Genomic DNA, 20,275 nt, shown 5'->3' on the forward strand with positions numbered 1-20,275 from the left:
TAGTGCCTCGTCGCGCAGTCCTGAATGGGCTCATCTAGCCAGGCCATCAGGCGACGTCAACTTTCGCGCGCTGGATGACGCAAACCTCTTGATCACCGGGGCGGGACGAGGTGGGACGAGGCGAGCCGGGACGAGGCGAGGTGGGGGTGGGGGGTGGGGGGTGGGATGGGGAGATGGTGAAGGGATGTGGAGTGTGAAGGTGGCTCGGGTCGGTGTGGTGGGGTTGATACTGGGGCTGGTCGGCGGAGTGGGGTGGGGTGGGCCGGTGGGGGCGGTCGACGCGGCCGGGGCCGGGTTCGGCGGCGGGGGCGGCACCGTCGGCGGGGGTGGTGTCGTCTGTGCGGTCGATCCGGCGGTGCCGAAGCGGCAGTTCCGGGCGATGTGGATCTCGTCGGTGGTGAACATCGACTGGCCGAGCGCAGCCTCCCGTACCGCCCCGGACCGGATCGCCGCCCAGCAGGCGGAGTACCGGGGCTGGCTCGACCTGGCGCAGCGACTGCACCACAACGCGGTGGTGGTGCAGGTCCGGCCGACCGCCGACGCGTTCTGGCCGTCGCCGTACGAGCCGTGGTCGGAGTACCTGACCGGGGTGCGGGGGCAGGACCCGGGCTGGGATCCGCTGGCCTTCCTGGTCGCCGAGTCACACCTGCGGAACCTGGAGTTCCACGCCTGGTTCAACCCGTACCGGATCTCCATGCCGGCACCCGGGGGCGCGGGTGCCGACCTGGGACAGCTCGCCCCGGACCATCCGGCCCGGCAGCATCCGGAGTGGACCTTCGCCTACCCGCCGGCCGGCGTCGCGGGCAGCCGGCTCTACTACGACCCGGGCGTCCCGCAGGTCCGTGAGTTCGTCCAGACCGCGATACTCGACGCGGTCCGCCGGTACGACATCGACGGCGTGCACTTCGACGACTACTTCTACCCGTACCCGAGCGGCACGTACCCGGTGCCGGACGATGCGACGTTCGCCGCGTACCACCGAGGGTTCACCGACCGGGCGGCCTGGCGGCGGGACAACATCGACCTGCTGATCCAGGAGATGGGGGTCAGGGTCAAGGCGGTCAAGCCGTGGGTGAAGTTCGGGGTGAGCCCGTTCGGCATCTGGCGCAACGCCAGCGCCGACCCGGACGGCTCGGACACCACCGGCAGCCAGTCGTACGACATCATCTCGGCCGACACCCGCAGGTGGGTCAAGCAGGAGTGGATCGACTACGTCGTGCCGCAGCTCTACTGGTACATCGGCCAGTATCCGGCCGCCGACTACGCCCGACTGGTGCCCTGGTGGGCGCAGACGGTACGCGGCACCCGGGTGCAGCTCTACATCGGCCAGGCGGACTACAAGAGCGGCGACCCGGCCTACGGCACGTACTGGATGAACCCGCAGGAACTGTCGGACCACCTGACGCTGAACCGGGCGTACCCGGAGGTGCTCGGCAACGTGCACTTCTCGGCGGTGCAGGTGCGGGCCGACCGGCTCGGCGCGACGAGCCGTTACGCCGCCGCGCACTACTCCCGTCCGGCGCTGGTGCCGACCATGGCGCACCTGCCGGCCAAGCCGCTGCTGCGTCCGGCACTCACCCGGGCCGAGCGGACCACCGAGGGGGTACGTCTGCGTTGGCGGCAGCCGGCCGACGGGACGGGCCAGCTCGGCACCGCCACGTCGTACGCGGTCTACCGCTTCGACGGGCCCGGCCCGGTCGAGGGGTGCGGGCGGGCCGACGCTGCACACCTGGTCGGCACGGTCCGGGCCGCCCCGGGGCAGCCGCAGTCCTGGGTGGACGGCACCGCCGAGCCGGGTCGGGCGTACACCTACCAGGTGACCGCGCTGGACCGGTCGTGGAACGAGAGTGCCGCCTCGTCGGCGCGGGTGGTGCGCTGATCGTCCTCGGACGCCCCGGGTGCTCCGGCACCCGGGGCATTCGTCTGTTTCGACGTATGTCACCAATACGTCGCCTCCACCACGCCCCACCGACGGGACATTGATCGAGACTGATCTAACTCCGGTGACCAACCGGTGACACACCGTACCGCCCATCCCGCGGAGGAAAACTTGTCCCGTCGTCTCGCCACCGCCCTCGCCGCCGGCACGTTCGCCCTGCTCAGCGTGCTCGGCGTCGGCTCACCCGCATCCGCCGCGGTGAGCACCTCGCAAAAGCTCAGCGTGCTGAGCAGCTGGACCCAGACCAGCGCCAGCAGCTACAACGCCTGGAACTCCGGTCGCCTCAACCAGGCCGCCTGGGCGGACTACGGCTTCGACTGGTCCACCGACTACTGCTCGTCCAGCCCGGACAACCCGCTCGGCTTCACCTTCAACCTCTCCTGCTACCGGCACGACTTCGGCTACCGCAACCACAAGGCGATGGGGATCTTCTCGGCCAACAAGGCCCGCCTGGACAGCGCCTTCTACGAGGACCTCAAGCGGGTCTGCGCCACCTACAACTCAGTCGTCCGCCCGGCCTGCACCAGCCTCGCCTGGACGTACTACCAGGCGGTCAGCATCTTCGGTTCGGTCGCCGCCGTCTCGCAGGCCGACCTCGACCGGGCCGCCCGGATGAAGGCCGACGCCGAGCGGGCCGCCGCCCGACGCGGCTGACCCACCGGCAGCCGGGCGTCCGGCGGCGCGGGCCGCGCCGCCGGACGCCCACGCCCACCGGTCGGTCTGTGCGCCGCGCTCATGTCCGCCGGATCGCCGCCGCGCCCGTCGGACGGCGCGGCGGGTCAGGCCCACTCCTCCCGACGTTCCGCATCGCGGCGGGCCAGCGGTCGAGGGGTGACCGCGCCGGCCGGTCGGGGGGTGGCCGTGCCGGTCGGTCGCGGCGTCACCACACCGGTCGCCCGGAACCGGACCGAGTCCGCCGCCAGATCCGGGTGCTCCACGGCGAACGCCAACGCCGCCGCCTCCTCCAGACCCAACTCGCCGCCCTCGCCGTAGGCCGCGTCGAAGGCCGCGTCGCCGAGGGTGCGCCGCAGCTCGACCTGCCGCTCCTGCCAGTACGTGGCGAAGATGCCCGGAGTGCCCCGCAACCGGGCCCGGGTGGCCTGGGCCGCGCCGAACAACCGGGCCGCCGTCACCGGCTCCCCGCCCAGCGCACACCGCACCGCCACCGCGTTCACCGTGTCGCAGGCCCGCCCGTGGTAGCCGTGCCCCATCCGGGCCCGCAGCGCCACCAACAGGTGGTCGTGCGCGGCCACCAGGTCGTGCCGGGCCAACGCCACCATGCCCAGCAGCATGTCCACCGACCGGTAGCCCCGCTCCACCGGCCGGGCCGCCTCCGCCGGGCGGGCCGCCCCGAGCAGCTCCGCCGCCTCCGCCAACGCACCCCGCCGCCACAGCAGCTCCGCCAGGTTGTAGACGGCCAGCAGGGCGTCCCCGCTGACCTCCAACTCGCCCGCCCAGTCGATGACCTCCCGGCAGACCCGCTCCGCCTCGGCGAACTGCCCCATGTCGACCAGCGGCGCGGCCCGCCCGGCGAGCACCCGGGCCAGCAGCCCCGCGTCACCGGCCTGCCGGGCCGCCGCCTCCGCCCGCTGCGAGAACCGCAGCTCCTCGGCGAACTCGCCGTCCGCACCGGCGTGCAGCGAGTGCAGGTGGTACGCCGCCGCCAGCTCCGCCTCGGGGATCGCCTCCCCGGTCTCGGCGATCCGCCCGTACAGCCGGAACAGCCACAGCCGGGCCTCCCGGGACAGCCCCCGCTCCCGCCACCACTGGTCCAGCCCACCGGCCAGCAGCAGCCCGGCCCGCGCACTGCCCCCGGTGGCCGACCAGCGCAGCGCCGCCCGCAACTCACGGGCCAGCGGGTCCACCGCGTACAGCGACAGGGTGACCGGCCGGCCGTCCGCCCCGAGGTGGGCCCGGTGCAGCGCGTGCTGGGCCCAGGCCACGTGCCGGTCCCGGGCAGCCTGCTCCTCGCCGGTCTCGACCAGCCGACGCGCCGCGTACGCCCGGATCGGGTCGAGCATCCGGTAGGTGCTGCCGGAGGCGTGCGGCTCGGCCAGCACCATCGACTTGTCCACCAGCACCGACAGCGGATCGAGCGGGTCGTCGGCGAACAGCCACTCCACCGTGGCCAGGTCCACCGGCCCGGCGAAGACCGCCAACCAGCGCAGCAACCGGGCGGACCGGGGCCCCAACGTCCGGTACGACCAGGTGACCGTGGCCTGCATGGTGAGGTGCCGCTCGGTGGCGGAACGCTGCACCGCCCGGTGCGCAGGGCTCGGCGGCGTCTGCCCGGAGGCTGCTGCGACCAGGTCCACGGTGTCCTGCTGGTTGCCCGCCCAACCCCGCTCGGCGGGTGGCTCCGGGGCGTCCCGCCCGGCGTCGAGGGTGCCCAGCATGTCGTCCAGCCGGGCGGCCAACTGACCGGCGGAGAGCACCCGCAGCCGGGCCGCGGCCAACTCGATCGCCAACGGCAGCCCATCCAGCCGCTGCACCACCCGGCGCAGGTCGGCGGCCTCCGTCCACTCCGGCGGGCGACCGCCCCGGGCCGCCGCCGTCCGGTCCAGCAGCAACGCCACCGCGTCGCTCTCGGTACGCCCCGGCTGCGGGTCGACCGCCAGCGGCGGAATCCGCCACACCACCTCACCGAGCAGGCCGAACGCCTCCCGACTGGTGGCCAGCACCCGCAGTCCGCTGCCACCGGCGAGCAGCCGGGAGATCACCTCGGCACAGGCCGCCGGCTGGGCGTCACAGGTGTCGAGGACCACCAGCATCCGCCGGACGGCCGCGTACTCGACCAGGGTGTCCAGGATCGGGCGGCCCGGTTCCGGACGGGCCCCGAGCACGGCGGCGATCGCGAACGCCACCAGCCCCGGGTCGGTGACCGTGGCGATGTCGACGAACCACACCCCGTCCGGGTACGCCTCCACCTGGCCGGACGCCACCTCGACGGCGAGCCGGGTCTTGCCGGCGCCACCCGCACCGACCACGGTGACCAGCCGGTGCCGACGGATCAGCAGATCCAGCTCGACCCGTTCGGTCTCCCGGCCGACGAACGAGGTGACCTGGGTGGGCAGGTTGTGCGCCAACGCCTCGGCGGTACGCGGGCGGGGGAACTGCCGCCCGAGCCCCGGCGCGACGAGTTGGAACAGCCGTTCCCGGTCGTCGAAGCCCCGGAGCCGGTGCAGGCCCAGGTCGATCAGGGTGGCCCCGGTGGGCAGCGGTTCGGCCAGCCGCGCGGTCGACGCCGAGCAGAGCACCTGCCCACCGTGCGCGGCGGCGGCCACCCGGGCGGCCCGGTGCACCTCGGGGCTGGCGTACTCGCCGTCGCGGGGTTCCGCGTAGCCGGTGTGCAGTCCCATCCGCACCTTCGGGGCTGCCTCCGGGTTGGGCCACTCGTGGGTGGACAACGCCCGCTGCGCGGTCAGGCAGGCGGTCAGCGCCGCCGACGCGTCCGGGAAGGCCAGGAAGAACGAGTCCCCCTCGGTCAGCAACTCCGCGCCGTCGGTCTCGGCCAGCGTGTCGCGCAGCAGGCGACGGTGCTCCCAGAGCACCGGGCGATAGTCCGACCCGAGCAGTTGGGCCAGCCGGGTGGAACCCTCGATGTCGGTGAACACGAAGGTCACCCAACCGCTCGGGAGGTGGATCCGTGGCGACATTCGTGGCACCTCCGCCCTGACGTCGGGGTTCATGCTGCCCTATGGTCAACCGGTCACGCATCGTGAGAACGGTTGGGCGATATCGGACCCAAGGGGCTCACTGACCCTGGCGCACCGACGCGCCGCACCGTTACATCGGGTCGTTTCCGACCCGGTCACCAGCCGGTCCGGTCACCGGACGATCCGGTCAGCAGCCGCAGCCGCCCCCGCAACAACCGCCACCGGAGGCGGGACCCGCAGGGGCGCCACCGGCGCCGGAGCCGCCACCACGGCCGGTGACCGCCACGGTGGACAGGAGCTTGACCGTGTCGGCATGCCCCTGGGGGCAGTCGGCCGGCGCACCGGCCTCGGCCATCGGCCGGTTGACCTCGAAGGTGTCGCCGCAGGCGCGGCAGCGGAACTCGTACCGGGGCATGCCCCCACCCTACGGCCGGACCTGACTCCCTGGCCGACATGGGTGATACTCAAACAGTGGTGAGCGGCGAAGATTCGACGGTACGGCCCCTGCGGGCGGCGACCCCACCCGAGGACGTACCCCCCGCTCCGCGGCGCGGCTGGATCCCCCGGCCCCGCCGACCCCACCGGGCCCCCTCGTCCACGCCGGCCCCTACGGCCCCCGCCTCCCCGACGGCCGACGCCGCCGCTCAACCCCGGACCCCCGAGGTCCGGCCGCAGCCGACGACGCCCGAATCGCAGCCGACGACGCCCGGGTCGGAGCCGACGACGCCCGGGTCGGAGTCGGCCCCGACGACCGGCACCGACGGCACACCCGAACCGGCCGTGAAGACCGACGCCGAACCGGCCGCGAAGACCGGTCCCGGTGACGAGGGCGGGTCGGCCGCGAAGGGCGACGGGGGCGACGAGGCCACGCCGGGTACGCAGCCGCCGGCGGGTGGCGGTGCGGTGGCGGGTCGGCGGCGGCGGATCCCGTTCGCGCACGCCGTCCGCCTGCCGCCACCACGGCAGGCGGTGGGCGCCGCGACCCGGGCCACCCGGGCCTGGTCCCGTCGTCCCAGCGGCCGGCTGACGTTGCCCGCCCTGTTCCTGTTCGCGCTGGTCGCGGCGACCGCCGCCGTCGGCGCGGTGGTGGTGCCAGGCGCGGTCCGGGCACCCCGACCGGTGGCGGTGGACGACCCCGCCACCACCGGCTCCGGGTTGCCGTCGGTCGCCACGACCACCGGGATCCCGGTGCTCCCGGGCGGAGGCGTCCCCTCCCTGCCGCCGGCCGGCTTCCCACCGGGCGGGGTCGCGCCGACCGGACCGGTCGCCCCCACCGCCGCCGGCCGGCCCGCCGACGCGCTGGGTGACTGGGCCCGGGTCACCGGCACCAAGGTGGCCGTCTCCCCGATCGCCATGCAGGCGTACGGTTACGCCGAGCTGGTGCTCGCCCGGACGAACCCGAGCTGCCGGCTGAGCTGGACCACACTCGCCGCGATCGGCTACGTGGAGTCCCGGCACGGGCAGGCCAACGGCGCGACGCTCGGACCGGACGGCCGGGCCGTACCGGAGATCATCGGTGATCCGCTCGACGGCAAGGGCGGGCGGTCCCTGATCCGGGACACCGACGGCGGGCTGTTCGACCGGGACACCGTCTACGACCGGGCGATCGGACCGATGCAGTTCATCCCCACCACCTGGGAGCAGGTCGGGGCGGACGCCGACAACGACGGCCGCAAGGACCCGCACGACCTGGACGACACCGCGCTCGCCGCCGGCAACTACCTGTGCCAGGGCGGCCGGAACATGACCATCCCCGGCGACTGGTGGGGGGCCATCCTCTCCTACAACGACGTCCGCCGGTACGCACAGGACGTCTTCGACAAGGCCCACGAGTACGGGCGCGCAAGCCGTACGTGAGGTGATCGTTCGCATACATTGGCGGACCGGACACTTCCCCCGAAGAGCCGTTGACGGCAAGCTAGACGCGTGATGGTGCGCGAGTGGGATCCCCGAACCGCGTCGTCCGCCGAGATCGGCTCCGTACTGGACACGCTGAACGCGGTCCTCGCCGCCGATCTCCCGCAGGACCCGCCCTGGCGGGAGGATTCCCTGCGGGAGTACCTCTCCGAGGTGATGCCCGGCGAACGACGCATCTCCTGGGTGGCGGAGGACGATCCGCCGGCCGGAGGCGGCCACGGCACCATCCTCGGGCACGTGCACGTGCTGCTGCTCGGGGACATCGGCGTGCTGGAGGTCCTGGTGCACCCGGCGGTGCGCCGCAGCGGGCTCGGCCGGGAGTTGGTGCGCACCGCCGCCCGACGGGTCTACCAGGAGGGCTTCCAGTCGATCGGGGTCGAGGTCGTCGGGGACACCCCCGCGATCGGCTTCTACTCGTCGCTGGGCTTCACCCGCGAGTACGTCGAGACCCGCAGCGTGCTCGACCTGGGCACGGTCGACTGGACGGCGCTCACCGAGATGGCGGCCGGCGTCGACCCGGGTTACCACCTGGAGTTCTACCCGGGTGGGCCGTCCGACGACCTGATCGAGGCGTACGCGCGGGCCAAGGCCGAGGTGCGCGACGTCGACGACGGCGAACTGCGCCCCAGCTCGTACGATCCGCAGCGGCTGCGGGACAGCCTCGACACGCTGCACCGCCGGGGCATGAAGCCGTACATCGTGCTGGCCCTCCAGGAGCGCACCGGCACGGTGGCCGGCCTGACCGAGGTGGTGGTGCCGGTCCAGCACCCCACCCGCGCCGACCAGTACGACACCATCGTGGTGCGTGACCACCAGGGCTACGGCATCGACCGGGCGATCAAGGCGCGGATGCTGCTGGAGCTGCGGTCCGCCGAGCCGGAGCTGACCGAGGTGCAGACCTGGAACGCCCAGGCCAACGAGGCGATGCTGAAGGTCAACGCCGAGTTGGGCTACCAGGCCGACCGGGACTGGTGCGAATACAGCGTGGACGTCGCCGAACTGGTGCACCGGCTCGACGCCCAGCGCTGAGCAGGGCGGCCGGCGGCGTCCGATCGAGGGCGTCGGGCGGCACTGTCGCGAATTCACCACATCGCCCCCGGGGGGATGGACGGCGGACAGCGACGCACCTTAACGTGCGTTGGTTCCCGTCCACCCATCGTGGAGGCCCCATGCGCCTGCGCCGCAGATTCGCCGCGCTCGCCACCGTCGCCGTCGTCGCCGTACCGGTGCTCGGCGTCGCTCCCACTGCGGCCACCGCCGCGCCCACCGACCTGTTCATCTCCGAGTACGTCGAAGGCTCGTCCAACAACAAGGCGATCGAGCTGTACAACGGCACCGGCGCGGCGGTCGACCTGACCGCCGGTGGCTACCAGCTCCAGCTCTATTTCAACGGGGCCACCACGGCCACCACCATCGCCCTCACCGGTACCGTCGCCGCCGGGGACGTCTTCGTCTTCGCCGCCGCCTCGGCCGGGCCGGCGATCCTCGCCCAGGCCGACCAGACCACCGGCGCGAGCCTGTTCAACGGCGACGACGCGATCGTGCTGCGTCGGGGTGCCGTCGTGCTCGACGCGATCGGGCAGGTGGGCGTCGACCCGGGCAGCGAGTGGGGCAGCGGGCTGACCAGCACCGCCGACAACACGCTGCGCCGGCTGCCTGCGGTGTCCAGCGGGGACACCGACCCGTCGGACGCGTTCGACCCGGCCGCCCAGTGGGCCGGGTTCGCCACCGACACCTTCGACGGGCTGGGCGCGCACACCCTCGACGGCGGCGGCCCGGTGGATCAGCCGGCCGTGCTGACCTGCGGCGGGACGTTGACCATCGAGGCCGGCGCGACCGGCACCCGGGAGGTGACCGGCACCGACCCGGACGACACGATCGTCGACCTGGCGGTCACCGCGGTCACCCCGGCCCCGGCGAGCGGCTCGATCAGCCGTACCGCGTTCACCCCGGCGACCGCGCCGGGGGGCACGGCGACCGCGACGGTGACCGCCACCGGCCTGCCCGCCGGCACCTACACGGTCACCGTGACCGCGACGGACGCCGACGGCGGCACCGCCACCTGCCCGCTCACCGTGCAGGCCAACGGGGTGCTGTCGGTGGGCCAGGTGCAGGGCCCGACCCGCGACGACGAGAACCCGCGCACCGACCGGTCGCCGCTCGCCCCGCCCTCCGGCACCGGCACCAGCCCGCTGCTGTACGACGTGCGGGGCGTGATCACCCAGAAGTCGCTGACCCGCACCTCGGCCGGCGCCGACCAGTACGGCTTCTACCTGCAGAGCCGCACCGGCACCGAGGACGGCGACCCGCTCAGCTCGGACGGGATCTTCGTCTTCATGGGCGCGTTCACCACGCTGATCGGCGGCTACGCGCCGACCGTCGGCGACGAGGTGGTGCTGCGCGGCCGGGTGTCGGAGTATTTCGACCAGACCCAGCTCTCCGGTGCCTCGCTGGTCCGCCGGCTCGACACCGGACTCGACGCGAACACCGCCGTGACGGTGGACGACGCGGTCCCGCCGGCCGACGCTTCGGCGGCCGACCGGTTCTGGGAGCGGCACGAGGGGGCCCGCCTGCGGGTCCGCAGCGGCTCCGGCGTCACCGGCCCCCGGGACGTGTTCGGCTCCACCGCCGACTCCGAGGTGTGGGTGGTGGACCGGGCGGATCCGCTGCTGAAGCGGGCCGACCCGTACGCCCGCCGGGTCTTCCGGGACGCCCACCCGCTGGACGACGTGCCGGGGCAGCTCTTCGACAACGGCAACGGGCAGCGCATCCTGCTCGGCGGTGGCGGCGTGAAGGCCACCGCCGGTGACTCGACGGCGCTGCTCCCGCCCGCGCGTACCTTCGACACCCTCACCGCCGACGCGTTCGGTGCGGTGTCGTACGGCTTCAGCAAGTTCAGCGTGCAGCCGGAGTCGCTGGCCCTGACCGCCGGGGTGGACCCGGCGACGAACAACCCGCCGCGCCCGGCGGACCGGGCCCGGGAGGTCGCGGTGGCGACCTACAACGTGGAGAACCTGTACGACTTCCGCGACGACCCGTTCGACGGCTGCGACTTCACCGGCAACGCGGGCTGCCCGGGGGTGTCCCCGCCGTTCGACTACGTGCCGGCGGGCGAGGCCGACTACCGGGAGCACCTGTCGGAGCTTGCCGCGCAGATCCGCACCGACCTGCACGCCCCGGATCTGATCCTGGTGCAGGAGGCCGAGGACCAGGACATCTGCTCGGTCTCCGGCACCAGCCTGGTCTGCGGCACCACCGACAACGCCGACGGCGCACCGGACACCCTCCAGGATCTGGCGCTGGCGATCCGGGCCGCCGGTGGTCCCGCCTACGCGGCGGCGTACGACCGCACCGGCGCGGACGCCCGGGGCATCACCTCGGCGTTCCTGTACCGCACGGACCGGTTGTCGCTGGCCGGGGCGACCGCCACCGATCCGCTGCTGGGTTCCGCGCCCACGGTGCAGTACCGGTCGGCGGGGCTGGCGTCCAACGCGGACGTGCAGAACCCGAAGGCGCTCAACGCGGTGCTGCCGGCCGACACCGACACCTCGACGGGCAAGGACGGCAACAACGTCTTCACCCGGGCCCCGCAGCTGGGCAAGTTCGTGGTGAAGTCGACGCCCGGCGGCTCGGAGTCCTACCTGCTGTACGCGCTGAGCAACCACTACTCGTCCGGGCCGGACAGCCGGGTCGGGCAGCGCACCGAGCAGGCCGCGTACGGCGCGGCGATCGTCACCGCGATCGAGGCGGCCGACCCGGACGCCCGGGTGGTGTACGGCGGGGACCTGAACGTCTTCCCCCGCCCGGACGACCCGATCGCGACCGGCGCGAACCCGACCCCGTCGGACCAGCTCGGGCCGCTCTACCGGGCCGGCCTGCACAACCTCTGGGACGACCTGGTGGCCGACGTACCGTCGGCGGCGTACTCGTACAGCTTCCAGGGGGCGGCGCAGACGTTGGACAACCTGTTCGTCAACGACGCGCTGCACGCCGACCTGGTGCAGATCCGGGCGGCGCACGTCAACGCGGACTGGCCGGCGGAGTTCACCGGGGACGGCACCCGGGGGGCCAGCGACCACGACCCGCAGGTGGCCCGGTTCCGCAGCCAGCCGTCGCTGCGGGTGGCCGACGCCACCGTGGTGGAGGGCGACCAGGGTGGCAGCACGATGACGTTCCAGGTCACCGTGTCCCGTCCGCTGTCCCAGCCGACCACGCTCTGCGCCGCCACGGTGGGGCTGACCGCGACGGTCGTGCTGGACTTCACCCCGTACGTCGGCTGCCGGACCCTGCCCGCCGGGCAGACCTCGCTGGCGTTCCCGGTGACCGTGCGCGGTGACCGGAAACGGGAGGCGGACGAGAAGATCGCGTTCGCGGTGGCCGGCCCGTTGAACCTGCGGTTCGCCGATCTGCTGGCGACGGGCACCATCACCGACGACGACTGACGGTTGCGCACCTCCGACGGCCCGTCGGTCCGGCTTCCCGCCGGATCGGCGGGCCGTCACCATTGTGGGCGCACCACGCGGGGCGGCGGTGGCACGTTGCGGTACTTCGCCACCCGCACCTCCCACTGGCTCCGGCGTCGCATCGCGTCCCGGACGGCCCGGTTACGGCGGAACGTCTCCGGCGGTCGGGCGAGCCCGTAGACGTCCGCCCACCACTCCCCCGGTTCAGGGTCGAGAATCGTGTCGAGGTGCGACGGGTAGCGGCGCTCGGCACCGTCCCGGGTGTCGTCGCGGTCCCGCATCGGGGTGAGCACCCGGCCGAACTCGTCGACCACGGCCAGCCGGAAGCCGGCCGCCGCGATGATCCGGCGTAGCAGGGCGATGCTCGGGGTGAGCGCACCCGCCTCGATCCGCCCGACCGTGCCGTGGTGCACCCCCGCCCAGCGGGCCAGTTCCCGTTGACTCGCGTCGGCACGCCGCCGGACCGCCCGCACGATGCCCGCCGCCGGCCAGGGCAGGTCGAACGGCCTGCTGAGGAAGGTCGGCGGCTCGTCCCCTTTCCCCTCCGGAGCGGGAGAGGGGGCCGCAGCCGGGGCGGACGGAGCTGCAAGAGCCGGAGCGGACGGGGCCGGAGCGGGCGACGCCGGAGCGGACGGCGCCGGAGCGGACGGGGCCGGAGCGGACGGGGCCGGAGCGGACGGGGCCGGAGCGGAGCCCAGGACGGGGTGGGACGCCGAAGCCGGGCCAGAGCCCGAGGTGGGATGGGCAGCGGGTTCGGGCGGCAGTGCGGGGTCGGTCATGGCGCCACCGTCGCGCCCGGCCAGGCCCTGCCGCAACCCCGCCGTCGTCACCTGTGGACAACTCCGCGACCTGTGGAAAACCCGCATCCTCCACAGACCCCTTCCGATCACGCTGGGTTACTCGGTCGCCTCATCGCCTCAATTACTTTGGGTAACGCAAGCCTGGACGACCCCACCGCCCCCCCAAGATCCATCAGAACACCGTGAACAGCAAGAACGTCTAACCCCTCTCCACCCCGCCCCACTGCCCCACCGACGCTTTGCTCTGCTGCCCCATCCGCGACAGGCACCCAGAGCGAGCGTCGCGCGGATGGCAGCAGAGCAAAGTGCGCGAATGAGGGTAGGTGGAGGGAGGCCAGAAAATGCGGAGAGTAATCAAGATGGCTGCCCGCCGACCGGACGGTGCCGCCGAATTTAGACCCAGCATCGCCAGCGACAGCAGCTCACCGACGGCAGGGCGGGGGACCTTGGGCGGGGGACCTTGGGCGGGGGACCTTGGGCCGAGGATCTTGGGCCGGGGACCTTGGGCCGGGGACCTTGGGCCGGGGACCTTGGGCCGGGGACCTTGGGCCGGGGACCTTGGGCCGGGGACCTTGGGCCGGGGACCTTGGGCCGAGGGCCGGATCCCGGACGGGGCGGGGTGTGGACCGGGGTCGAGGCCGGAGCGGGGACCGGGTCAGGAGAGCGGGACCGGGTGCCGTGGCGAGGACCGGGAGGCCCCAGGTCAAGGAACGAGGGGCCAGATCAGGGAACGGGAGGCCAGGTCAAGGAACGGGGGCCGGAGCAAGGAACGGGGGCCACAAGCCCAGAGGTCAGGGCAGGGAACGAGGAGCCAGGGCAGGAAACAGGGGGCCAGGTCAAGGAACGGGGGCCGGAGCAAGGAACGAGGGCCACAAGCCCAGAGGCCAGGGCAGGGCACGGAGGGCGGACCGGGGGCGGGGGACGCCGACGAGGGTGGGCCACGGCGCTCGCGGCACGGACCAAGCCGCCCCGGGAGTCAGTAACGCTGACGGAGCAGCGTCGCGGCTTCCACCGCCCAGTAGGTGAGGATGACCTGCGCGCCGGCCCGCCGGATCGAGGTGAGCGTCTCCAGCATCACCCGCTCGCGGTCGATCCACCCGTTCGCGGCAGCCGCCTCGACCATCGCGTACTCGCCGGAGACCTGGTAGGCGGCGACCGGGACGTCCACGGCGGCCCGGACCGCCGCCACCACGTCGAGGTAGGGCAGCGCGGGCTTCACCATCACCAGGTCGGCGCCCTCGGCCACGTCCAGCTCGACCTCGCGCAGGGACTCCCGCAGGTTGGCCGGGTCCTGCTGGTAGGTGCGCCGGTCGCCGTCGAGCGCCGACTCGACGGCGTCGCGGAACGGGCCGTAGAAGGCGGAGGCGTACTTCGCCGCGTACGCCAGCACCGCCACGTCGGCGTGACCGGCGGCGTCGAGGGCCCGGCGGACCACGCCCACCTGACCGTCCATCATCCCGGACGGGCCGACCATGCCGACCCCGGCGTCCGCCTGCGCCACCGCCATCTCGGCGTACGCGGCCAGGGTCGCGTCGTTGTCCACCCCGCCGTCGGGGGTGAGCAGCCCGCAGTGCCCGTGCGAGGTGAACTCGTCGAGGCACAGGTCGCTCATCACCACGGTGGCGTCGCCGACCTCGGCCACCACGTCGCGGATGGCGACGTTCAGAATGCCGGCCGGGTCGATGCCGCCGGAGCCGGTCGGGTCCCGCTGCTCGGGCACCCCGAACAGCATGATCCCGCCGACCCCGGCCTGGACCGCCTCCACCGCCGCCTTGCGCAGCGAGTCCCGGGAGTGCTGGAGCACCCCCGGCAGCGACGCGATGGCCCGTGGCCCGGTCAGCCCCTCCTTGACGAACATCGGCACGACCAGCTCCGCCGGGTCGACGCGGGTCTCGGAGACCAGCCGCCGCACGGCCGCGTTACGGCGCAGCCGGCGGGGCCGGATCTCGGGGTACGGCATGAGGGGCCTCCCAGTACGACTAGCGGAACCTGAGCGCGGTCGGCCCCTGCACCTTCGAACCCCGACGCTGCTTCGCCGGCATCGCGGCGAGCTTCTCGCGCAGTTCGACGGCGTAGGCGGCGAGCGCCTCGACCAGGTCGGGCACCGAGGCGTGCGGCGGCTGCACGTCGACCCGCAGGCCGAACTCCGTCGCGGTCTCCGCCGTCTTGGGCCCGATGACAGCGACAACGGTACGCGCGTGCGGCTTCCCCGCGATACCGACGAGGTTGCGCACCGTGGAGGAGGACGTGAAGAGCACCGCGTCGAACCCGCCCGACTTGATCGCGTCCCGGATCTCGGCGGGTGGCGGGGCGGCGCGGACCGTCCGGTAGGCGGTCACGTCGTCGACCTCCCAGCCGCGCTCGGTGAGCCCGGCGGCGAGCGTCTCGGTGGCGATGTCGGCGCGTGGCAGCAGCACCCGGCCGACCGGGTCGAGGATCTCGTCGTGCGGTGAGAACTCGGCCAGCAGCCCCTCGGAGGACTGCTCCCCGGCGGGCACCAGCTCCGGCTGGATGCCGAAGGCGCGCACCGCGTCGGCGGTGGCCTCACCGATGCAGGCGATCTTGACGCCGCCGAAGTGCCGGGCGTCCAGCCCGTGCTCGGCGAACTTCTCCCAGACCGCCCGGACCGCGTTGACCGAGGTGAAGATCACCCAGGCGTACCGGCCGTCGACCAGCCCCTTGACCGCCCGCTCCATCTGCGCCGGGGTACGCGGCGGCTCGACCGCGATCGTCGGCACCTCGCACGGGATCGCCCCGTACGCGCGCAGCCGGGCGCTCATCGCCCCGGCCTGCTCCTTCGTCCGGGGGACCAGCACCTTCCAGCCGTACAGCGGGCGGTTCTCCCACCAGCTCAGCCGGTCCCGCTGGCCGACGCCCTCGCCGACGGTGAGCACCACCCGGCCGGTGAAGCCGAGCGCCGCCGCGACGAACGAGTCCACGCTCGACGTGGTGGTGTACTGCGTCTCGCCGGTGCCGTCGCCGGTCACCCCGACCCCGGTGGTGCCGTCCACCCCTGCGGCCAGCAGGCCGTCGCGCACCGCGGCCAGGTCACCGGCGTCGACCGCCAGGGCCAGCGAGCCCCGGGCGACGGCCGCGGCGAGCGCGTCGAAGTCCAGCGTGCCGACGTCCTCGACGTCTGCGGCGGTGCGTACCCCGGGCAACGGCACCCCGGCGTAGGTGGCGACGCCCTCGGCCTGGCCGACGCCCGGCACCACCTCGAAGTGCGCGGCGGTCCGCGCGACGGCCTGCACCTCCTTGACCACCGAGTCGTGGCCGAACGGGTCACCGGCGACCAGGTGCACCGCGTTGAGCCCGGAGCGGGCCGCGCTGATGAGCATCTTCGCCACGTCGCCCGGTACGCCCTCGGCGGGGCTGAACTGGGCGTCGGCCCGGGCCTGGGCGCGCACGACGTCGAGCAGCGACTCGGGGACTCCCCGGTCGTACACCACCTGGTCGGCGTCGGTCAGGGCGTCGTGGGCCCGGCGGGTCAGTAGGCCCGGGTCACCGGGTCCGGCGCCGACGAACGCGATGCGGCCGACGGGCTTACGGGTGCGGGTCATTCTGTGCTCCCAAATTGCTGGGTCCCCGGGCCGGTGCTTCCTTCGTGGCCGAGGATCGAGTCGGCGCCGAGTTCGAGGAGTTCGGCGGCGAGTGCCTTGCCGATCTCCGCCGCGTCGGCGGGCGTTCCGGTGCGGGACAGCCGGAGGTCTCGGGAACCGTCCGGGCTGATCACCGCCCCGCGCAGGTAAATCTCGTCACCGTTCTCACCTTCGGCGAGTTCGGCGTAGGCGGCGACCGGGGCGGAGCACCCGGCCTCCAGGGTGGCCAGCAGCGCCCGTTCCGCGACGACCGCGGCCCGCGACGGTGCGTGGTCGAGCACGGCGAGCAGCTCGACCAGGTCGGAGTCGTCGGCCCGGCACTCCACGGCCAGCGCGCCCTGGGCGGGCGCGGGCAGCATCAGCATCGGGTCGAGCGTTTCGGTGATCACGTCGGTCCGGCCGAGCCGGGCCAGCCCGGCCCGGGCCAGCACGACCGCGTCGAGGTCGGCGTCCGGGCCGAGCACCCGGCCGAGCCGGGTGTCGACGTTGCCCCGGATCGGGGTGACCTCCAGTTGCAGGCCGAGGGCGTGCAGCTGGGCGATGCGGCGCAGCGCGCCGGTGCCGACCACGGCCCCGGGCGGCAGCTCCGCGAGGGTACGACCACCGGTGGCGACCAGCGCGTCACGCGGGTCCTGCCGGGGCGGCACCGCCGCGACGTGCAGCCCACTCGCCTCGGCGGTGGGTAGATCCTTGTAGGAGTGCACGGCGAGGTCGATGGTGCGGGCGGTCAACGCGTCGCGCAGCGCCGAGACGAAGACGCCGACGCCGAGGCGCTGCACCGGCGCGGACGACCGGTCCCCGGCGGTGACCACCTCGACCAGCTCGACGGCGCGGCCGGTCGCCGCGGTGATCGCCTCGGCGACGTGGCCGGACTGGGCCATCGCCAGGGCGCTGCCCCGGGTGCCGAGGCGCAGGGGGGTACTCATCGCTCACCTCCGGTGGGCGGCTGGTCGGTATCGGTCGTCGGCACGTCGGCGACCTCGAACGATCCATGGCCGGTCTCGACCACGTCGGGCACCGAGTCGACCGGCGAGGTCTGCGGCACCTGCAGGTCGAACAGCTCGCGCAGCAGCGCGGCGTACTGGTCGCCACCCGGTTCGGCGGCGAGCTGGCGGACCTTGACGGTGGGCTGGTGCAGCAGCCGCTGCACCACCCGGTGCACGGTCCGGGCGACCTCGGCGCGCTGCTCGTCGCTGAAATCCGGGCGACGCTGGGTGAGCCGACGCAGCTCGGCGGTCACCACGTCGTCGGCGCGTCCGCGCAGGGCGGCCACGGTGGGTGCCACGTCGGCGCCGCGCAGCCAGCTCAGGAACGCCTCGACCTCGGTGGCCACGATCCGGCCGACCTCGGCGGCGTCGGCGGCGGCCGGGCCGTCGGCGAGCAGGGTGGCCATCCGGTCGATGTCGATCACCTCGACGCCGGGCAGCCCGGCCACCTCGGGTGCGACGTCGCGGGGGACGGCGAGGTCGAGCAGGACCAGCGGCCCCCGGTCGGGGTCGCGGCGGGCGAGCGCCCCCGTCACCACGTCGACGGTGAGGACCGGTTCGGTGGCCGCGGTGGCGGCCACTACGATGTCCACTGTGGAGAGCGCGGGGACGAGTCCGGCGATCGGGACGGCGTTCGCCCCGTACGACTCGGCCAACCGGACCGCCCGGTCGACGCCCCGGTTGGTGACGGTGAGCGGGCCGGCGTCCCGGCGGGACAGCGTCGCCACGCTCAGCGCGCCCATCGCACCCGCGCCGACCACCAGGGCCGGCCGGCCGGTGAGGCCACCGTCGAGCAGCTCGGCGGTGAGGTCCAGGGCGGCGGTGACGACGCTCTGCCCGGCCCGGTCGATGTTGGTCTCGGCGTGGGCCCGTTTGCCGACCCGCAGCGCCTGCTGCATCAGCTCGTGCAGCAGCCGCCCGGCGGTGTCCGCGCCGGAGGCCCAGTGGTAGGCGTCGCGGAGCTGGCCGAGGATCTGCGCCTCGCCCACGACCATCGAGTCCAGTCCGGCGGCGACCCGGAAGACGTGGTCGACGGCGGCGGCGTCGTAGTGCACGTAGAGGTGGTTGGCGAACGCGGCGGGTGGGGCGCCGGCCTGCTCGGCGAGGACCGCGCAGATGTCGCCCAGGCCGCCGTGGAAACCGGACACGGCGGCGTAGACCTCCACCCGGTTGCAGGTGGAGACGAGCACCGCCTCGGCGACGTACGGCTGGGCGACCAGGCGGTCCAGGGTGCGGGTGAGGTCGGCGGGGGCGACTGCCAACTGCTCCAGGGTAGCCACGGGAGCGGTGCGGTAGGACGCGCCGACGACGAGCAGCTTCACGTGCCGATCGCCTCCTGGGTGTCGGGGGTCGTGAGCCCGCCGGGCAGGGCGGTGAGGGCGGAGCCGCCGGTGGCGGGCAGCGCGGTCAGCGACGCCTTGCGGTGCTCGTGGAAGGACAGGATCTGCAGCTCGATGGCGAGGTCGACCTTGCGCACGTCGACCCCGTCCGGCACCGAGAGTACGCACGGCGCGAAGTTGAGGATGCTCGTGACGCCGACGGCGACCAGTTGCTCGGCCACCGCCTGGGCGGCCGGGGCCGGGGTGGCGATCACGCCGATCGAGATGGCCTCCTCGGCGGCGACCCGGGGCAGCTCGTCGACGTGCCGGACGACCAACCCGTTGATCATCTCGCCGACCCGGGACGTGTCGGCGTCGAAGAGGGCCGCGATCCGGAAGCCCCGTCCGGCGAAGCCGGCGTAGCCGGCCAGGGCGTGACCGAGATTACCCACCCCGACCAGGGCGACGGCCCGCCGTTGGGTGAGCCCGAGCACGAACTCGATCTGGTCGATCAGCAGGGCGACGTCGTAGCCGACGCCCCGGGTGCCGTACGAGCCGAGGTGGGAGAGGTCCTTGCGGAGCTTGGCGGAGTTGACTCCGGCCGCCCCGGCCAGGCCCTCGCTGGAGACCGTCTCGTGGCCGGCGTCGGCGAGGTTGTGCAGGGCGCGGAGATACTCGGGGAGCCGCGCGACGGTCGCCTCCGGGAGGTCCGGGAGCGCCGGTACGGCACCGGCGCGGCCGGGCACGCCAGGGTGACGGTGCTGACTCATGAGACTCCGTGCGGTGCGATCCTCGGCCGGCTCCGGTGCCCGCCCGTTGGGGGACCCCCGCCGGTGGCCGGGTGAGCCGGCCGTGCTAGCAGGGCGCGTCGAAACTACAGAGTAGGCGCTTGTGAAGACGTGCACAAATCGCGATCTTGCTGAATCGCGGCACTCCTCCACCAGCTCCCCCATCCCGCAAGATCGATCCGGCACGCCAAGGGTGCCGCCGCGCGATTATTGCGCAATCCCGACTTCCCTCACCAATCGCGCGCGACTGCTGACCCACAGTGATCCGCGCCACCCTAGAGCTGGGGAGTGGTCAGATCCTTGAGCAACCGCTCCTCCTCCACCCGCCAGTACCCGTGCTCCTTGCCGTCGAGCAGCACCACCGGCAGCCGGTCGCCGTACTCGCGCTCCAGCTCGACGTCGCCGGTCACGTCCTTCTCGACCCACCGGTCGCCGGTGACCGCCACCACCCGCTCCAGGGCGGCCTTGGCGTCCTCGCACAGGTGACAACCGGGTCGGGTGATCAGGGCGAGCCGGGCGGCAGTGGACATCGGGACCTCCGGGTACGGGGCGGCCGAACTCGGCCGCGACGGGGATGCGCGCGGTGGACGGACCGGTGCGCACGGGTGCCGGATGCCCGGCGACACGCGCCGGGCACGCCCGCCCAGTCTCGCCCGTCCACCGGTGCGCCACACCCGGGACGGCCGAGCCGGTCGCGCGGTGGCTGAGTCTGGCACGCCCCCGACCGCCCGGCCAGGCCCACACACCGTACGGTCACGCAGCGTCAACGGGCCCGCCCGAACGGAGGGCCGATCCGGGTCCCCGACCG

14 protein-coding genes are annotated in these 20,275 nt (G+C 73.7%); 5 read left to right on the forward strand and 9 right to left on the reverse strand.

The window, feature by feature from the left end; translation table 11 throughout:
• Window positions 1-184: 184 nt before the first annotated feature.
• Window positions 185-1,879: a family 10 glycosylhydrolase gene (locus AB0C22_RS28625; RefSeq protein WP_357538038.1), complete on the forward strand. Its 1,695-nt coding sequence runs from the start codon at window positions 185-187 to the stop codon at window positions 1,877-1,879.
• Between the two features lie 171 nt (window positions 1,880-2,050).
• Complete coding sequence (locus tag AB0C22_RS28630; RefSeq protein ID WP_208568298.1) at window positions 2,051-2,593, forward strand: phospholipase; 543 nt, start codon at window positions 2,051-2,053, stop codon at window positions 2,591-2,593.
• 125 nt (window positions 2,594-2,718) lie between these two features.
• Here the strand turns inward: AB0C22_RS28630 and AB0C22_RS28635 are convergent, their stop codons facing one another.
• Both AB0C22_RS28635 and AB0C22_RS28640 read right to left on the reverse strand, forming a co-directional pair.
• The gene (locus AB0C22_RS28635) at window positions 2,719-5,595 is read right to left on the reverse strand and encodes an adenylate/guanylate cyclase domain-containing protein (RefSeq protein WP_357538040.1); all 2,877 of its coding nucleotides are present in this window, start codon (window positions 5,593-5,595) and stop codon (window positions 2,719-2,721) included.
• Between the two features lie 187 nt (window positions 5,596-5,782).
• The gene (locus tag AB0C22_RS28640; RefSeq protein WP_208568300.1) at window positions 5,783-6,010 is read right to left on the reverse strand and encodes a zinc ribbon domain-containing protein; all 228 of its coding nucleotides are present in this window, start codon (window positions 6,008-6,010) and stop codon (window positions 5,783-5,785) included.
• A gap of 56 nt (window positions 6,011-6,066) precedes the next feature.
• Between AB0C22_RS28640 and AB0C22_RS28645 the strand changes: the two genes are divergently transcribed.
• The 3 genes from AB0C22_RS28645 to AB0C22_RS28655 all read left to right on the forward strand — a co-directional run bounded on the left by AB0C22_RS28645 (window position 6,067) and on the right by AB0C22_RS28655 (window position 11,954).
• Window positions 6,067-7,452, forward strand: coding sequence for a lytic murein transglycosylase (locus AB0C22_RS28645; protein WP_357538042.1), 1,386 nt, complete (start codon window positions 6,067-6,069; stop codon window positions 7,450-7,452).
• A gap of 72 nt (window positions 7,453-7,524) precedes the next feature.
• On the forward strand, window positions 7,525-8,541 hold the full coding sequence (locus AB0C22_RS28650) for a GNAT family N-acetyltransferase (RefSeq protein WP_208568329.1): 1,017 nt from the start codon (window positions 7,525-7,527) through the stop codon (window positions 8,539-8,541).
• 140 nt (window positions 8,542-8,681) lie between these two features.
• On the forward strand, window positions 8,682-11,954 hold the full coding sequence (locus tag AB0C22_RS28655) for a lamin tail domain-containing protein (RefSeq protein WP_357538044.1): 3,273 nt from the start codon (window positions 8,682-8,684) through the stop codon (window positions 11,952-11,954).
• A gap of 56 nt (window positions 11,955-12,010) precedes the next feature.
• Here AB0C22_RS28655 and AB0C22_RS28660 read toward each other — a convergent pair whose 3' ends face one another.
• The 7 genes from AB0C22_RS28660 to AB0C22_RS28690 all read right to left on the reverse strand — a co-directional run bounded on the left by AB0C22_RS28660 (window position 12,011) and on the right by AB0C22_RS28690 (window position 19,997).
• Window positions 12,011-12,448: a helix-turn-helix transcriptional regulator gene (locus AB0C22_RS28660; protein WP_307799405.1), complete on the reverse strand. Its 438-nt coding sequence runs from the start codon at window positions 12,446-12,448 to the stop codon at window positions 12,011-12,013.
• A 1,303-nt stretch (window positions 12,449-13,751) separates the two neighbouring features.
• Window positions 13,752-14,735, reverse strand: a complete 984-nt coding sequence (hemB, locus tag AB0C22_RS28665; protein WP_219464861.1) for a porphobilinogen synthase — start codon at window positions 14,733-14,735, stop codon at window positions 13,752-13,754.
• 19 nt (window positions 14,736-14,754) lie between these two features.
• Window positions 14,755-16,335, reverse strand: coding sequence for a uroporphyrinogen-III synthase (locus tag AB0C22_RS28670; RefSeq protein WP_219464863.1), 1,581 nt, complete (start codon window positions 16,333-16,335; stop codon window positions 14,755-14,757).
• Window positions 16,332-17,300, reverse strand: coding sequence for a hydroxymethylbilane synthase (gene hemC, locus AB0C22_RS28675; RefSeq protein WP_219464865.1), 969 nt, complete (start codon window positions 17,298-17,300; stop codon window positions 16,332-16,334). Before hemC ends, AB0C22_RS28670 begins: the two co-directional genes overlap by 4 nt.
• Window positions 17,297-18,682 (reverse strand): glutamyl-tRNA reductase, encoded by a 1,386-nt coding sequence (locus AB0C22_RS28680; protein ID WP_357538047.1) that lies wholly within the window; start codon window positions 18,680-18,682, stop codon window positions 17,297-17,299. The genes hemC and AB0C22_RS28680 overlap by 4 nt, the downstream gene beginning before the upstream one ends.
• Entirely contained in the window at window positions 18,679-19,449 is a 771-nt protein-coding gene (locus AB0C22_RS28685) for a redox-sensing transcriptional repressor Rex (RefSeq protein ID WP_208568307.1), read from the reverse strand. Before AB0C22_RS28685 ends, AB0C22_RS28680 begins: the two co-directional genes overlap by 4 nt.
• Window positions 19,450-19,742: 293 nt before the next feature.
• Window positions 19,743-19,997, reverse strand: a complete 255-nt coding sequence (locus tag AB0C22_RS28690) for a glutaredoxin family protein (protein ID WP_208568308.1) — start codon at window positions 19,995-19,997, stop codon at window positions 19,743-19,745.
• Between the last annotated feature and the right edge of the window lie 278 nt (window positions 19,998-20,275).

The sequence above is a fragment of the Micromonospora sp. NPDC048894 genome, assembly GCF_040649765.1.
GTDB classification, from domain to species: Bacteria; Actinomycetota; Actinomycetes; order Mycobacteriales; family Micromonosporaceae; genus Micromonospora; species Micromonospora antibiotica.

What these genes read in the sequence shown, in the direction of transcription:
- AB0C22_RS28625 (WP_357538038.1), top strand. Translation starts at nt 185, where the DNA reads ATGTGGAGTGTGAAGGTGGCTCGGGTCGGTGTGGTGGGGTTGATACTG.
- AB0C22_RS28635 (WP_357538040.1), bottom strand. Translation starts at nt 5,595, where the DNA reads ATGTCGCCACGGATCCACCTCCCGAGCGGTTGGGTGACCTTCGTGTTC.
- AB0C22_RS28640 (WP_208568300.1), bottom strand. Translation starts at nt 6,010, where the DNA reads ATGCCCCGGTACGAGTTCCGCTGCCGCGCCTGCGGCGACACCTTCGAG.
- AB0C22_RS28650 (WP_208568329.1), top strand. Translation starts at nt 7,525, where the DNA reads ATGGTGCGCGAGTGGGATCCCCGAACCGCGTCGTCCGCCGAGATCGGC.
- AB0C22_RS28655 (WP_357538044.1), top strand. Translation starts at nt 8,682, where the DNA reads ATGCGCCTGCGCCGCAGATTCGCCGCGCTCGCCACCGTCGCCGTCGTC.
- hemB (WP_219464861.1), bottom strand. Translation starts at nt 14,735, where the DNA reads ATGCCGTACCCCGAGATCCGGCCCCGCCGGCTGCGCCGTAACGCGGCC.
- AB0C22_RS28670 (WP_219464863.1), bottom strand. Translation starts at nt 16,335, where the DNA reads ATGACCCGCACCCGTAAGCCCGTCGGCCGCATCGCGTTCGTCGGCGCC.
- hemC (WP_219464865.1), bottom strand. Translation starts at nt 17,300, where the DNA reads ATGAGTACCCCCCTGCGCCTCGGCACCCGGGGCAGCGCCCTGGCGATG.
- AB0C22_RS28685 (WP_208568307.1), bottom strand. Translation starts at nt 19,449, where the DNA reads ATGAGTCAGCACCGTCACCCTGGCGTGCCCGGCCGCGCCGGTGCCGTA.
- AB0C22_RS28690 (WP_208568308.1), bottom strand. Translation starts at nt 19,997, where the DNA reads ATGTCCACTGCCGCCCGGCTCGCCCTGATCACCCGACCCGGTTGTCAC.